The organism is Peptoniphilus equinus, assembly GCF_027921445.1.
Taxonomy (GTDB): domain Bacteria; phylum Bacillota; class Clostridia; order Tissierellales; family Peptoniphilaceae; genus Peptoniphilus; species Peptoniphilus equinus.
Genome location: NZ_CP115667.1, coordinates 1,228,648 through 1,243,744, shown reverse-complemented (window position 1 = coordinate 1,243,744; position 15,097 = coordinate 1,228,648). Strand labels below are relative to the sequence as shown.

The following is a 15,097-nucleotide window of genomic DNA, read 5'->3' as shown; positions in this document are numbered from 1 at the left end:
CATGAATAAAAATGAACAGCTAAAAGACATCGTGTTTATTGAACTGAAAGAACCGATGGTCATCGGCACCATCACCATTCCCACCATACCCCTGCCCGTGCGACTCACCAGTCTTGTCACCGGCATCAAATCAGGGGACTTGGAGGAAAATTTCAACCTTCTACGCGTCACCGAGGGGATCGTCTACCTCTTGGGTATCGAACCGGACTTTAAATACAAAGATGAGTATCGGGCGATCATTCATATCCTTAATAACCCGAAAGACTACATCCTCGCTTTAGCCAAAACCTATTATGATAACGATAAATTAGATGAAGCACGAACTTATCTCAATGCTGAAAGCGCCCTTTTAGACTCTGATGCAGACGTGGCCTTTACTAAACTGAATATCGATGAAGAGCTGTTTAGCCTTCGTCAGGAAGAGCTGAACGATGATGAGCGAAGTGCGTGGATTGCTCAACTTGTCCAAGGCTATGAACACCTTTGCGATATAGGGTACACCTTGGCCTATTACAAATTGGGTTACATCAATCACAACTTAGGTAATGAGCTCAAAGCCTACCTTTACTTTAAAAAATTTCTGGAGACGACAGATAACGAAGAGTTGAAGAATGACGTGCGTCTCCTCATCGATGACATCAAAGACAGTGCCCGCATGGAAGAAGCTGAGACCTATTTGAGTTACGGCAAGTTTGCTCAGGCCGCAAGCGCACTGGATGAGGTCAGCGCAAGCTATCCTCAATTAGATAAGCTCTACTATTATAAGAGTCTTGTAGCTTACAACGGCGGACAGCACAACGAAGCTCTCCGTTGGGTATTGCAGGCTCTTGAGCTGAATAAAGAAGAGGCGTATTACAATCAAAAGGCCCTTATACTCCTTTCGGTGGGAAACAACATCGCGGCGGAAGATACCTATCGGGAAGGTATAGCGACCTTCCCGAGCAGTTATACCATGCTCTATAACCTAGGGATACTCCTCATCAATATGGGGCGGCGCGATGGCATCGACTATTTAAAGCAGGCCAATGCCATCGAACCTTCAGACACGTTAGCGCAGATGATTGATACGTATATATAATAGTCGAGATACGACACGTAAAGTCTGAAAAAAATCTCAGGAATAATTGTAAAATTCCATTGACAAGGAAAACTTGAGATGCTAAACTAGATAAAGTCAACTGAAGATGTCGGCGGCATATTGAAGCAGACAGTTTGAAAAGAAAAAGAAAAAACAACTTGACAAACCACTTCAGAAGACCTATTATATAAAAGCTGTGTTGACACGGCAGCGGCAATCGAGCTGAAAAGAAATGAAAAAAGTTCTTGACAGAGAGAGACGGCCGCGATATAATATACAAGCTGTCTCGAAAGAGGTAGCACTGAACCAAGATAATTACATAGTGTAGAAAACGAAAAATCATAAGCAAGCAAGCTTAGCGGAAAAGTCAGTGAAACAACTGAAAGCTAAGGACAAAAACTTTTTATCGAGAGTTTGATCCTGGCTCAGGACGAACGCTGGCGGCGCGCCTAACACATGCAAGTCGAGCGATGAATCGCACACAGAACCCTTCGGGGTGACGTGAGCGAGGATTAGCGGCGGACGGGTGAGTAACACGTGAGCAACCTACCTTTGACACGGGGATAGCCACCGGAAACGGTGATTAATACCCGATAACATCGAATTGACACCTGTCGAATCGATCAAAGTGCCTAGCGGTCAAAGATGGGCTCGCGGCTGATTAATTAGTTGGTGAGGTAACGGCTCACCAAGATAGCGATCAGTAACCGGCCTGAGAGGGTGAACGGTCACATTGGAACTGAGACACGGTCCAAACTCCTACGGGAGGCAGCAGTGGGGAATATTGCACAATGGGGGAAACCCTGATGCAGCGACGCCGCGTGAGCGAAGAAGGATTTCGATTCGTAAAGCTCTGTCCTATGGGAAGATAATGACGGTACCATAGGAGGAAGCCCCGGCTAACTACGTGCCAGCAGCCGCGGTAATACGTAGGGGGCGAGCGTTGTCCGGAATCACTGGGCGTAAAGGGTTCGCAGGCGGTCATGCAAGTCCGATGTGAAAGGCAGAGGCTCAACCTCTGTAAGCATTAGAAACTGTATGACTTGAGTAGTGAAGAGGTAAGTGGAATTCCTAGTGTAGCGGTGAAATGCGTAGATATTAGGAGGAATACCGGTGGCGAAGGCGACTTACTGGTCACAAACTGACGCTGAGGAACGAAAGCATGGGTAGCAAACAGGATTAGATACCCTGGTAGTCCATGCCGTAAACGATGAGTGCTAGGTGTCGGAGAATTTCGGTGCCGCAGTTAACACATTAAGCACTCCGCCTGGGGAGTACGTGCGCAAGCATGAAACTCAAAGGAATTGACGGGGACCCGCACAAGCAGCGGAGCATGTGGTTTAATTCGAAGCAACGCGAAGAACCTTACCAGGGCTTGACATACTAGTGACCGGTGTAGAGATACACCCTTCTCTTCGGAGACACTAATACAGGTGGTGCATGGTTGTCGTCAGCTCGTGTCGTGAGATGTTGGGTTAAGTCCCGCAACGAGCGCAACCCTTACCTTTAGTTGCCAGCATGTAACGATGGGAACTCTAGAGGGACTGCCGATGATAAATCGGAGGAAGGTGGGGATGACGTCAAATCATCATGCCCTTTATGTCCTGGGCTACACACGTGCTACAATGGTCGGAACAAAGAGCGAGCAAGTCAGTGATGCCAAGCGAATCTCAAAAAGCCGATCTCAGTTCGGATTGTTCTCTGCAACTCGAGAACATGAAGTCGGAGTTGCTAGTAATCGCAGATCAGAATGCTGCGGTGAATGCGTTCCCGGGTCTTGTACACACCGCCCGTCACACCATGGGAGCTTGTAATACCCGAAGCCGGTGAGCTAACGAAAGAAGCAGCCGTCGAAGGTAGGATAAGTGACTGGGGTGAAGTCGTAACAAGGTAGCCGTATCGGAAGGTGCGGCTGGATCACCTCCTTTCTAAGGAAAACCGAAGAACCTTATGTGTCTAAGGACACGTCAGGTTCGGGTTACAATCAAGTCTTATGACTTTCGTTCTACACTATGAAATTATATATGGACCTGTAGCTCAGCAGGTTAGAGCGCACGCCTGATAAGCGTGAGGTCGGAGGTTCGAGTCCCCCCAGGTCCACCATGCTTATACCTATAAGCAACTGAACCATGAAAACTACACAATCATATGAAAAACACAAGAGAAGACAAGTCAAAATTTCTAACATAAGAACAATTGACAATCTTCACTGGATAAAATGCAGTCAATACAGAATTGATTAGCAAAGGTCAAGTAAAAAAGAGCATTAGGTGAATGCCTAGGCACCAAGAGGCGACGAAGGACGTGACAAGCTGCGATAAGCTACGGGGAGGCGCAAATAGCCATCAATCCGTAGATGTCCGAATGGGGCAACCCACCTCGTACGAGGTATCCTTAAGCGAATCCATAACTTAAGGAAGCGAACCGGGTGAACTGAAACATCTAAGTAACCCGAGGAAAAGAAAGAAACATCGATATTCTCAGTAGCGGCGAGCGAACGGGATAGAGCCCAAGCGTGCAGACGATAGATACGGTTAGTCCAATTACCTGGGAAGGTAAGCCAAAGAAGGTAACAGCCCTGTCAGCGAAAACCGGACACTATCAGCACAAGAGAGTACCACGGGACACGAGAAACCCGGTGGGAAGACGGGGGGACCACCCCCCAAGGCTAAATACTACTTGGTGACCGATAGCGAACCAGTACCGTGAGGGAAAGGTGAAAAGAACCCCGAGAGGGGAGTGAAATAGAAACTGAAACCTAATGTTTACAAGCAGCGAAACTGGCATAAGCCAGGATCGTGTACTTTTTGTAGAACGGGCCAGCGAGTTATGATACTAAGCAAGGTTAAGAAGTAAAGCTTCGGAGCCGTAGGGAAACCGAGTCTTAATAGGGCGAGAGTTTGGTGTCATAGACCCGAAACCGTGTGATCTATCCATGGGCAGAGTGAAGTCGGAGTAAAATCTGATGGAGGCTCGAACCGGGTAACGTTTAAAAGTTATCGGATGACCTGTGGATAGGGGTGAAAAGCCAAACGAACACGGAGATAGCTGGTTCTCCTCGAAATAGCTTTAGGGCTAGCCTTTAGTGAACAATGATGAGGGGGTAGAGCACTGACTGGTCTAGGGGGCAATAGCTTACCGCGACCTATCAAACTCCGAATACCAAATCAAGCACTAAGGAGTCAGACTATGTGGGATGAGCTTCATAGTCGAAAGGGAAACAGCCCAGACCACCAGCTAAGGTCCCAAAATAATAGTTAAGTGGGAAAGGATGTGGAGTTACTCAGACAACCAGGATGTTGGCTTAGAAGCAGCCATACATTTAAAGAGTGCGTAATAGCTCACTGGTCAAGTGACTCTGCGCCGAAGATAACCGGGGCTAAACTATATACCGAAGCTGTGGATCCGTAAGGATGGTAGAGGAGCAATGTGTAAGAGACGAAGCAGAAGGCGTAAGCCACTGTGGATTTTACAGAAGAGAGAATGCTGGCATGAGTAGCGAGAGGTGAGTGAGAATCTCACCCGTCGAAAACCTAAGGATTCCTGAGCAAGGCTCGTCCACTCAGGGTAAGTCGGGACCTAAGGCGAGGCTGAAAAGCGTAGTCGATGGCAAACAGGTTGAGATTCCTGTACCGATAGGAAGCGTTCACGTAAGTGGGGACGCAGGAGGATAATAGAAGCGCCCAGTTGGTGCGGCGTGCAAGCACAAAGGTGGGACACGAGGCAAATCCCGTGTCTAGTAACACTGAAGTGTGATGCGGATCGAAAACAAGTAGAGAAGTCTATGAATCCACACTGCCAAGAAAAGCCACTATCGAGTAACCTATCGCCCGTACCGCAAACCGACACAGGTAGGTGAGGAGAGAATCCTAAGACGCGCGGAAGAACCTTTGTTAAGGAACTCGGCAAAATGACCCCGTAACTTCGGGAGAAGGGGAGCCCTAGCAATAGGGTCGCAGTGAAAAGGCCCAAGCGACTGTTTACCAAAAACACAAGTTTCTGCCAAGTCGAAAGACGACGTATAGGAGCTGACACCTGCCCGGTGCTGGAAGGTTAAGGGGAAGAGTTAGCGCAAGCGAAGCTTAGAACTGAAGCCCCAGTAAACGGCGGCCGTAACTATAACGGTCCTAAGGTAGCGAAATTCCTTGTCGGGTAAGTTCCGACCCGCACGAAAGGTGTAACGATTTGGGCACTGTCTCAACAAAGGATCCGGTGAAATTGTAGTAGCGGTAAAGATGCCGCTTACCCACGACAGGACGGAAAGACCCCGTGGAGCTTTACTGTAGGTTGACATTGGATTTTGAGTTTGAATGTACAGGATAGGTGGGAGACAGAGAACTAAGCACGCCAGTGTTTAGGGAGTCACCGTTGGGATACCACTCTTTTAAACTTAGAATTCTAACCTAACCCCTTGAATCAGGGGAAGGGACACTGTCAGTCGGGCAGTTTGACTGGGGCGGTCGCCTCCGAAAGAGTAACGGAGGCGTTCAAAGGTTCCCTCAGCACGGACGGAAATCGTGCGAAGAGTATAAAGGCAAAAGGGAGCTTGACTGCGAGACCAACAAGTCGAGCAGGTGCAAAAGCAGGACTTAGTGATCCGGTGGTACCGCGTGGAAGGGCCATCGCTCAACGGATAAAAGCTACCCCGGGGATAACAGGCTTATCTCCCCCAAGAGTCCACATCGACGGGGAGGTTTGGCACCTCGATGTCGGCTCGTCTCATCCTGGGGCTGAAGTAGGTCCCAAGGGTTGGGCTGTTCGCCCATTAAAGAGGCACGCGAGCTGGGTTCAGAACGTCGTGAGACAGTTCGGTCCCTATCCGTCGTGGGCGTAGGAAATTTGAGAGGAGCTATCCTTAGTACGAGAGGACCGGGATGGACAAACCGCTGGTGCATCAGTTGTCATGCCAATGGCACGGCTGAGTAGCTAAGTTTGGAAGGGATAAGAGCTGAAGGCATCTAAGCACGAAGCCCCCCTCGAGATGAGATTTCCCCATAGATAAGACCCCTTGAAGAAAATGAGGTAGATAGGCTCAAGGTGGAAGCGCAGTAATGTGTGGAGCTAATGAGTACTAATCGGTCGAAGACTTGACCAAAGCATATGATTGTGAGTTTATCCGGTATCCATAGTATGAAGGACACACCTGTACCCATTCCGAACACAGAAGTTAAGCTTTAATACGCCGATGGTACTTGGCTGGAGACGGCCTGGGAGAGTAGGTTTTGCCGGATTATATTAATAATCTTAGGTAGCTCAAAGGTGGAGCAACCGGCTGTTAACCGGTAGGTTGTGGGTTCGAGTCCCACCCTGAGAGCCAGAATGCCGGGGTGGCGGAACTGGCAGACGCACAGGACTTAAAATCCTGCGGTGGTAACACACCGTACCGGTTCGATTCCGGTCCTCGGCACCAAATATTGACGCGGGATGGAGCAGTCCGGTAGCTCGTCGGGCTCATAACCCGAAGGTCGTAGGTTCGAATCCTGCTCCCGCTACCATTTACACTGAGAGAATTTGGTTCTGTGCAATTATTGTGGCGGCGTAGCTCAGTTGGCTAGAGCATGTGGTTCATACCCGCAGTGTCAGGAGTTCAAATCTCTTCGCCGCTACCAATTTTCTTTCATAAGGCCCTGTGGTCAAGCGGTTAAGACACCACCCTTTCACGGTGGTATCCCGGGTTCGATTCCCGGCAGGGTCACCATTACTTCACTGATATGGGCGCTTAGCTCAGTTGGGAGAGCATCTGCCTTACAAGCAGGGGGTCATAGGTTCGAGCCCTATAGTGCCCACCATATTACAATCAAGAACAGGAATTGGCCTGGTAGTTCAGTTGGTTAGAATGCCAGCCTGTCACGCTGGAGGTCGTCGGTTCGAGCCCGATCCAGGTCGCCAATTTATTTTAAATATCCAGTTTATATGCGGATGTGGCTCAGTGGTAGAGCATCGCCTTGCCAAGGCGAGGGTCGCGAGTTCGAATCTCGTCATCCGCTCCATTTATGACCTTATTTCACAGGTTCAAATCAATATTGTGCGTCCTTAGCTCAGCTGGATAGAGCGTCTGGCTACGGACCAGAAGGTCGGGGGTTCGAATCCTCTAGGGCGTACCAAAATCCCTGTAACTGCTAAGGTTACAGGGTATTTTTAAAACTGAAGACTTTGTTCGCGGATGTGGCTCAATGGTAGAGCATCGCCTTCCCAAGGCGAGGGCTGCGAGTTCGATTCTCGTCATCCGCTCCATATGCGTCCTTAGCTCAGTTGGATAGAGCGTTTGGTTCCGGTCCAAAAGGTCGGGGGTTCGAGTCCTCTAGGGCGTACCAAAATCCCTGTAACTGCCAGGGTTACAGGGTGGACTTTAAAATAATGATAGTTTATAGATATATCTATGCGGATGTGGCTCAGTGGTAGAGCATCGCCTTGCCAAGGCGAGGGTCGCGAGTTCGAATCTCGTCATCCGCTCCATAAGGTTACTGTCTTTGGAATAAGGCGGTAGTAAAAATCCCACATGATTACATGTGGGATTTTTTGTGAATAAAAAGCTTTGTGTAAAAGGCGAGGATGATGGTGTAGGACAGCTACACGCGGTAGATATAAAACTTTAGACTCAAGTAAAATATCTACAATACATTAAGGTGTTGCGGTAACGTATACAGGAGATCAATAATTCGGTGGGATATAAGCGGTGTCAGCTCCATGGTATTGGGCTATCAGATAGATGAAAAATATTATGGATCGCGGAAAGCCATCAGTAGCTGTGTTGATCCGTGACAGATGAACTTGCTGTGTGGTGAGAGGGAGTCATGAATCGTAAACCGAGTTTAGCTTAACTGTTCAGAACTCCTCATAAAGCTTGAAGGACGTCCATTGAGACTAATTTTTAATCATTCAACATCGGACCGGTTAAGACGGATCACTGCTTCGAGACATCTCATCATGAATATAAAGCGGGTTGCGATAGTCTAAGCTCGGCGCGTCATTAAGTAAAAGACTGCGCAGCTCGGCGGCTCGGCACTCCTGTATCCAAGCGTCGTGATTGAAAGCTTGATATGCTTTCGGGTTCTGCACCAGGTGGCGGTTCCCGTTTTTTGAGCGGAGGAGCTCTCTACCTCTTGGGCCGATGGCAAGCACACGAAGAGGCAGTTGCGTCATCACTGCGTCATAATCTTTACGGCGGAGTTCAAGCAGTGTTTGGGTGAGGTAACGGTTCATGCGAGCGTGAGTCATGTGTTTCGGCTTCAGCGCATTCCAATCCTCTGAACCCTTCACAGCTTGAGCTAAACGGTGCTCAAGACCGTCCTCATAATCTAAAGACACGACAGCTTCTTCATCTATCATCTCACGATAGCGAAGAAGTTTTTTTATTTGAGCGGTTACATCGACATCGGCTTGCGTGTGGTTAGTAGATGTCAGGGCCGTATAGACGGCGTCGGGCACCACTTTGCGAAGCTCGTCCCAAGCACCGTTGACAGTAAGCTCTCGAATGTGAGAAGCCGAGGCGAAGGCGATATCTCCCGTTGTCACCTCACCGCTATGGTGCGCCACGGTTCGTGCTATGGCGTAGGGTTCAAGGAGGACATTCAGATCTCGAATGGCGCCTAGGTACTCCAGAGCCAAAATGTTGTTGGGACGTCGGAGTGCGTCCCTCTCAGCGTCAGATACGTCGAGACAATCCTCCAACGTCTGGGGCAAGGATAAGCCTTGTTTTAAAGTACGAATCAATGACTGGGACGGCACGGCGCTGATTTTGTCAGCAAGAGGTACAAGCACCTCAAGGGGCGACTCGGCTCCGAAGATTAATCGGTCTGCGCCGAAAGCCGCCGCCATGGCAACACCGCCTCGGGCAAAAAATGTCGCCGGAGCGACCGCACATACCACAGGCAGTTCCAACACCAGATCCGCACCGTACCGTGCGGCAAGACCGGCTCGTGTAAATTTATCCAGCACCGCTGGCGTACCTCGTTGTGTGAAGCTTCCGCTCATGATCACCACCACGGGACCGAACGTGCGTGCCTGTTCCAGCTGATAGCGATGGCCGTTGTGAAAGGGATTGTATTCTGCAATGATGGCTGAAATCATACGTATCTCTCATTTCTCTAATTCTTGTCTCTATGATATAATAGATGCGGAAAATTTCAAAGACTACGAGGAGGATTACATGAAAATTTTAGTAATTAACTGCGGTTCATCATCGTTGAAGTATCAGCTTATCGATATGGACGGGGAACAGCTCATGGCAAAAGGTCTGGTGGAACGCATCGGCATTGAAGGCTCACGCGTCAAACACGAGACGACAGGTAAGGATAAAAAAGTCATAGAACAGGATTTAAAAGATCACAAAGACGCTCTGAAAATTGTAATGGATTCCATTATCGACAGTGAGTACGGCGCCATTGCATCCTTGGACGAAATCGGAGCCGTCGGCCATCGGGTCGTACACGGCGGCGAAGACTTTGCAGATTCTGTCATCATTGATGAGGCCGTCATTGAAGCCATTAAAAAGAACTTCGACGTTGCACCGCTTCACAATCCTCCAAACATTATGGGCATCGAAGCAGTCAGCACCCTGCTTCCAAATGTAAAACAAGTGGCAGTCTTCGACACCGCCTTCCATCAAACCATGCCGGCAAAGAACTACATCTACGCCTTGCCATATGACACCTACGAAGACTACAAGATTCGCCGTTACGGCTTCCACGGCACTTCCCATAAATACGTTACCGAACGTGCTGCAGACATGGTAGGCAAATCCAAAGATCAAGTGAACCTCGTCACTTGCCATCTCGGTAATGGTGCGTCCATCACAGCAGTTAAAGAAGGCAAGAGCTATGACACGACCATGGGCTTCACACCGCTTGAAGGACTGCCAATGGGAACTCGCTCCGGGAATATTGATCCTGCCATCATCACTTTCTTAATGGATAAAAAAGGGCTTGACGGCGCAGGCATCGACAACTTGTTGAACAAAGAGTCCGGCGTCCTCGGTATCAGCGGCGTGTCCTCCGATTTCAGAGACATTGAAGAAGCTATGGCAAACGGCAACCAACGTGCCGAACTCGCTCTTGACGTCTATGAAACCGATGCGGCTAAATTCATTGCAGGCTACTTCACTCACTTTGACGCCCTCGAAGACATTGACGGTATTGTCTTTACCGCAGGTCTTGGCGAAAACTCAGCGGAAACACGCGCCAACATCATTAAAAAGCTGAGCGTGTTCGGCGTAGAAATTGACTCTGAAGCCAACGCTATGCGCGGTGAAGAAAAAATTGTCTCCACTGATGCATCGTCTGTCAAAGTTATGGTCATCCCAACCAACGAAGAGCTGATGATTGCACGCGACACATTAAACTTAGTAAAATAAATCCTCTATCGCCTTGAACGACTCAAGGCGATTTTTTATGCAACGTTTCACACAACGCTGATTTGACATGAGTACGATATGCACAGCACCATGGACAACAGATTGATGGCGTCGTCAAGGCCCTATTGTATGTTAAAACGGTATATTTTTTCTCAAAGCCATGGATGAAGTGAATATTATGAAAATTAGGGTATAGTATAAGCGTAGAAATTTTAAGGAGGGATATTGTGGATAAAGATTATATTGTAGAAGAGATTGAAGGTTTATTTAAAATTATTAAACTTCAAGAGTTCAGAAAGACACCGGGCGTTGTCTTTGATGTGATGGGCAAGTCTATGGTACCGAAGGTTGATGCGATTGACCGCGTGCTCCACTTACAAGACGCCATCAGCCCGGGCCCTGTAGAAGGTGACGACCGTCCTTGGTATATGCACCCTTATCAAGATGACAATCTGTTAGTACTGCGAGGCGAACGCCACGTGGAACTCTGGTCTGAAAAAGAACCTCACGTTCACAAATTCGTGGTGACACCTGAGTATATCGAACACAACGGCAAACGCGTTCTCGAAGGCGGCGGACTCTTAGTTTGGCCAACCTACGTGTTCCACAGAGTTCAATCCGGTAAAGACGGTTCCGCATCGGTGAACATGGCAACCCACTATGAAGGCTTCGATATTAAGACCAACTTTAACATCTACTCGCTCAACCCTGAAACCGGCGAATACAAAGTCGCTCGTGAAGGGCATAAGGATCAAAAGTAAACACATCAAGCCACGCTTCGGCGTGGTTTTTTATATTGTGAGAACAAAAAGTAAAAAAAATTTGTCATTTCTATTTAAATTGGTATAATCTGGGGTATAGAAGTTGTGTCTTTGTGTTAAGTAAACGGTTTATTATTGGGGAGTTTGATTTACCGGCGAAGAATATGGCGTGGTAAAGAAATTGAAATTTTATTTAAGGCCGGGACACAAGGTGTGATATTCTATTAGGGTATTTAAACACGTCGTGCTTTTGCATACGATTACCGGGCGACCTGTGAGCTGCTATAGTCAAAGACAGGACGCCGAATGTGAGAGCAACGACGATGAGACTAATCTAGCAAGGGTACTTGCGTAAGGAGCAACCATGAAAGTTGAACGTATTAATACAAGTCGTGACGTCTGTCCGTACATTGGCGAGGAAGTCTTATATATTACCGAAACGGATACGGATTCTACCCACTTGGAGCCGGTGGATTTCACTGGTCTGGAAGGCGTAAGCTTTTCCACTGAAGGGATTAAGAACAATCCATACTTTATGGACACCGTCATGGATGTGATGAGCATCGAATTCATCTATGCCTTGATTTCCGGACAGGTGCATCGCTATAGCGCCATGTCTGAAATCTATCAGCTTTTGGGACTTGCTATCAATCCCGGTGCGGTGTTCATCATCGCCTATGACGATTTTTGGAAGCTGAGCGAAGACCGAGGCCTGAAGTTCCGTCTGGAGATGAAGAAGAATCTCTGCACCAAGAGTAGAAAAGTCCTCGGGGATTATAAAGCATTGGTCGGGAGTATTCGAGATACGGATCGTGTGGTCATGATGTTGGATTTGGAGGGTCGCACAGGGGAAGACGCGGATGCGTTTATCGCAAAGGTCGGCAACCAACTGGTTCGAGAGCTCATTCTGGCCACAGGTCACTCTGTCTCTGTCAGTGTCGGTCACCCCATTTCCAATCTGAACACGCCGATGTTCGCCTACGAGCAGGCGCTCAAGGCCATGAGCCTCACCTTTGGGAAAGGCCGGGGACAATTTTTCGTGTATCAGGATGAGATGGGCGAGCATAATGCTGAGTTGAATCTTGAGACCATCGTTCACAACATTGTGGTGGAAGTGGGTCTGATGAACATTGAGGGCATTCATGTCGTCATTCAAAACCTCTTTGACAGGTTTAGGGAGGATATGTCCTCGTCGGCTTACGTACGTTCCACAGTGGTCATGATGCTCTCCGAGTCCACCAACTACATTATGCGACTGCCGATTGAAAGCAAAAATCGGGTGGCGTCCTATCTCTTTGACACCTTAAACAGCACCTTTGTTCAGACCACTCTGGGGGATATAGAGAAAGTGTGTCGGGAATTTTACGACAAGGTGATGGAGCTTATGGACCGTCGCCATCTCACCAGCGGCATGGACGTGGCTCTCACCTATATCCATAAATACTATATGTATCCGATCAATTTGGATAAGATCGCCTATGTGTCCGGCTACAACAAGAGTTATTTTTCACGCCTCTTCAAGGAAAAGATGGGCATCAGTTTTGTTGATTATTTAAACGGCGTACGTCTTGAAAATGCGAAGCGAATGCTAAGAGAGACCAAACTGTCGGTGCTTGAGATCTGTGAAAAGGTCGGGTATCAGAATCTCAGCTACTTCAGTGTCAGCTTCAAACGCATCGTCGGCATGACCCCGTCGGCCTATCGCAAGAGTCAAGAAGCTTGACAAGGGCGAGAGATTCGATTAATATAAAAGAAAACACTCCATGTCTTGGAGCAAATATTTTTTTCATATTGGCATGTAACAGTGCCAATTTTTTATTTTTATAGCAAACGGGAGGGACTATGGAAAATTTTGGAAAAATGACATTTAACAAGGCACGCATGAAGGAAAGACTGCCTCACTCAGTCTACGTCAAGTGGAAAGAGGTGGTTCGAAGCAATTTGGAGTTGGATCGTGACACGGCGGACGCCATTGCTCACGCGATGAAAGAATGGGCCCTGGAGCAGGGCGCCACCCATTATTCACACTGGTTCCATCCGTTAAACGGCCTGACGGCCAAAAAGATGGAGGCCTTTGTAGACCGGGAGGACAGTGAACCCCTCTTCCGTTTTTCCGGCAAAGAACTGATTAAAGGCGAGCCGGACGCATCCTCCTTTCCAAGCGGCGGCATTCGCTCCACCTTTGAAGCAAGGGGCTACACCTATTGGGACGTGACGGCCAATTCTTTTGTCATTGACAACGTCCTCTACATTCCGACAGTATTTGTAGCCTACACCGGTGAAAAGCTCGATACCCGCGGACCACTCATCGCAGCGACCAGCCGCCTGTCCGCTATCGGCGCCGACGTGATGAATCTGCTCTACAAAGAGAACCATACCTATCGTATGCGGGTGAAAGTCGGTTTGGAACAGGAATTTTTCCTGGTGGATCAAAAACTCTTTGAAGCGCGGCTTGACCTCAATACAACCGGACGCACCCTCTTCGGCGCACGGCCTGCCAAGGGTCAGGAAATGGAAGATCACTACTTCGGACGCATTCCGGAACGTGTCGGCGCATTTTACAAGGAAGTGGATCAGGCTCTTTGGGAACTGGGCATTTTTGCCAAAACCGAGCACAACGAAGTCGCTCCGGGACAGTTCGAGTTGGCCATCCTCTTTGAAAATGTCAACATCGCCGTCGATGACAACCAACTGTGTATGGACATTTTGAAAAAGACCGCCCGCAAGCACGGTTTGGTGTGTCTGCTTCACGAAAAGCCGTTCCGAGGTGTCAACGGATCCGGGAAACACAATAACTACTCCATCGGCACCAACTTCGGGTTTAACTGCTTCGATCCCGGGGACAATCCGCAGGACAACCTTCCGTTTCTCACATTTGTCAGCGCCTTGGTGGAAGTGGTGTATAAATATCAAACCCTCATTCGAATTTCCACCTCATCCCTCTCCAATGATCACCGTCTCGGCGGCGACGAAGCGCCTCCCGCCATTGTCTCCCTCTTTTTAGGGACGGACTTGGAAGATTTGCTTCGCTCCATTGCCGATCCGAACTATGAAAAGAAAGTGACACGTCCTGCGTTTAAGGTGCAAAATTTAGGCGAAGTGCCGACAGATAAGACCGACCGCAACCGCACCGCAACCGTTGCCTTCACCGGCAACAAGTTTGAATTCCGGATGCTGGGTTCATCCAAGTCAGCCGCAGGTTTAAACATCGTGTTAAATGCCGCTATGGCTGACGTTCTTCAAGGTTATCTTAAGCGCCTGACACAAGCTGAGGACCTGAAAGAGGAAGTCTATGCCATTGTTCGGGATACGATGGCGCACTATAGCGCTGTGGTCTACGACAAGGACAACTACTCTCAAGTGTGGGTGGACGAGGCGAAACGCCGCGGTCTGAAGAACCACAAGCGCCTGATGGATGCCCTGCTTGCTATTGAAAACGAAGATTCCTACGAAGTCTTTAAGCGCATGGACATTTTCACCGATGTGGAACTCAAAGCCATTTGGGAAATTCAGTTTGAAGAAGTGCGCAATGTTCATCTTCTTGAACTACGCACCATGGCGGAAATCCTTGAAAAGTATATTAAGCCGATGGCCATGGCCCAAGGCGTGGCTTATGGCGAAGCACTTAAGCACATGAACAATCTTCGCATCAAAAAAGATTTGGACTGGATGAACGATAAAATTACTCAGCTCTACGACGTGACAGATCGGATTCATGAGGTGCACGACAAGGCGGAGTCCAACCACGACGCGAAAAAGTCGGCGACCTATCTGGATGAACATGCTACAATAGTATTAGAAGATGCGCGGCAAGTGGTGGATGCCATTGAGGAAAAACTCAGCCACGAGATCAACACCTTGCCGACGTACACGGAGCTTTTGAATTCATTGATAATAGGAGGATAA

The 15,097-nt window shown here is 48.5% G+C and carries 6 protein-coding genes, 13 tRNA genes and 3 rRNA genes; 21 read left to right on the top strand and 1 reads right to left on the bottom strand.

Annotation, left to right across the window (positions count from 1 at the left end; genetic code table 11):
* The first annotated feature begins 1 nt into the window (after position 1).
* The 17 genes from O6R05_RS05985 (at position 2) to O6R05_RS05905 (ending at position 7,534) form a co-directional block, all read left to right on the top strand.
* Positions 2-1,078 (top strand): tetratricopeptide repeat protein, encoded by a 1,077-nt coding sequence (locus tag O6R05_RS05985; protein ID WP_271191075.1) that lies wholly within the window; start codon positions 2-4, stop codon positions 1,076-1,078.
* Positions 1,079-1,480: 402 nt separating this feature from the next.
* A 16S ribosomal RNA gene (locus O6R05_RS05980) occupies positions 1,481-3,006 on the top strand.
* A gap of 98 nt (positions 3,007-3,104) precedes the next feature.
* Positions 3,105-3,181 (top strand) — tRNA-Ile (locus O6R05_RS05975).
* Positions 3,182-3,325: 144 nt separating this feature from the next.
* Positions 3,326-6,173, top strand: a 23S ribosomal RNA gene (locus tag O6R05_RS05970).
* A gap of 20 nt (positions 6,174-6,193) precedes the next feature.
* Positions 6,194-6,309: ribosomal RNA gene (gene rrf / locus O6R05_RS05965) — 5S ribosomal RNA — on the top strand.
* Together the 16S, 23S and 5S rRNA genes with 13 tRNA genes alongside form the textbook arrangement of a ribosomal RNA operon.
* A gap of 11 nt (positions 6,310-6,320) precedes the next feature.
* Positions 6,321-6,395, top strand: a tRNA-Asn gene (locus O6R05_RS05960).
* Positions 6,396-6,399: 4 nt separating this feature from the next.
* Positions 6,400-6,488 (top strand) — tRNA-Leu (locus O6R05_RS05955).
* Between the two features lie 8 nt (positions 6,489-6,496).
* Positions 6,497-6,573 (top strand) — tRNA-Met (locus tag O6R05_RS05950).
* Between the two features lie 37 nt (positions 6,574-6,610).
* Positions 6,611-6,687 (top strand) — tRNA-Met (locus O6R05_RS05945).
* Between the two features lie 14 nt (positions 6,688-6,701).
* Positions 6,702-6,776 (top strand) — tRNA-Glu (locus tag O6R05_RS05940).
* 15 nt (positions 6,777-6,791) lie between these two features.
* A tRNA-Val gene (locus tag O6R05_RS05935) sits at positions 6,792-6,867 on the top strand.
* Between the two features lie 23 nt (positions 6,868-6,890).
* A tRNA-Asp gene (locus O6R05_RS05930) sits at positions 6,891-6,967 on the top strand.
* Positions 6,968-6,993: 26 nt separating this feature from the next.
* Positions 6,994-7,068, top strand: a tRNA-Gly gene (locus O6R05_RS05925).
* A gap of 37 nt (positions 7,069-7,105) precedes the next feature.
* Positions 7,106-7,182 (top strand) — tRNA-Arg (locus O6R05_RS05920).
* Between the two features lie 55 nt (positions 7,183-7,237).
* Positions 7,238-7,312: transfer RNA gene (locus O6R05_RS05915), tRNA-Gly, on the top strand.
* Between the two features lie 3 nt (positions 7,313-7,315).
* Positions 7,316-7,392, top strand: a tRNA-Arg gene (locus tag O6R05_RS05910).
* Positions 7,393-7,459: 67 nt separating this feature from the next.
* Positions 7,460-7,534 (top strand) — tRNA-Gly (locus O6R05_RS05905).
* A gap of 438 nt (positions 7,535-7,972) precedes the next feature.
* Here the strand turns inward: O6R05_RS05905 and O6R05_RS05900 are convergent.
* Positions 7,973-9,148 (bottom strand): nucleotidyltransferase family protein, encoded by a 1,176-nt coding sequence (locus O6R05_RS05900; RefSeq protein ID WP_271191074.1) that lies wholly within the window; start codon positions 9,146-9,148, stop codon positions 7,973-7,975.
* Positions 9,149-9,227: 79 nt separating this feature from the next.
* Here O6R05_RS05900 and O6R05_RS05895 point away from each other — a divergent pair, with 79 nt between their 5' ends.
* The 4 genes from O6R05_RS05895 (at position 9,228) to O6R05_RS05880 (ending at position 15,097) form a co-directional block, all read left to right on the top strand.
* Positions 9,228-10,430 carry an acetate/propionate family kinase gene (locus tag O6R05_RS05895; protein ID WP_271191073.1) on the top strand — a complete coding sequence of 401 codons (1,203 nt, stop codon included), beginning with the start codon at positions 9,228-9,230 and terminating at the stop codon, positions 10,428-10,430.
* 227 nt (positions 10,431-10,657) lie between these two features.
* The gene (locus O6R05_RS05890; protein ID WP_271191072.1) at positions 10,658-11,191 is read left to right on the top strand and encodes a hypothetical protein; all 534 of its coding nucleotides are present in this window, start codon (positions 10,658-10,660) and stop codon (positions 11,189-11,191) included.
* A 364-nt stretch (positions 11,192-11,555) separates the two neighbouring features.
* On the top strand, positions 11,556-12,914 hold the full coding sequence (locus O6R05_RS05885; RefSeq protein WP_271191071.1) for a helix-turn-helix domain-containing protein: 1,359 nt from the start codon (positions 11,556-11,558) through the stop codon (positions 12,912-12,914).
* Between the two features lie 119 nt (positions 12,915-13,033).
* On the top strand, positions 13,034-15,097 hold the full coding sequence (locus O6R05_RS05880; protein ID WP_271191070.1) for a glutamine synthetase III: 2,064 nt from the start codon (positions 13,034-13,036) through the stop codon (positions 15,095-15,097).

What these genes read in the sequence shown, in the direction of transcription:
- O6R05_RS05900 (WP_271191074.1), bottom strand. Translation starts at nt 9,148, where the DNA reads ATGATTTCAGCCATCATTGCAGAATACAATCCCTTTCACAACGGCCAT.
- O6R05_RS05895 (WP_271191073.1), top strand. Translation starts at nt 9,228, where the DNA reads ATGAAAATTTTAGTAATTAACTGCGGTTCATCATCGTTGAAGTATCAG.
- O6R05_RS05985 (WP_271191075.1), top strand. Translation starts at nt 2, where the DNA reads ATGAATAAAAATGAACAGCTAAAAGACATCGTGTTTATTGAACTGAAA.
- O6R05_RS05880 (WP_271191070.1), top strand. Translation starts at nt 13,034, where the DNA reads ATGGAAAATTTTGGAAAAATGACATTTAACAAGGCACGCATGAAGGAA.
- O6R05_RS05885 (WP_271191071.1), top strand. Translation starts at nt 11,556, where the DNA reads ATGAAAGTTGAACGTATTAATACAAGTCGTGACGTCTGTCCGTACATT.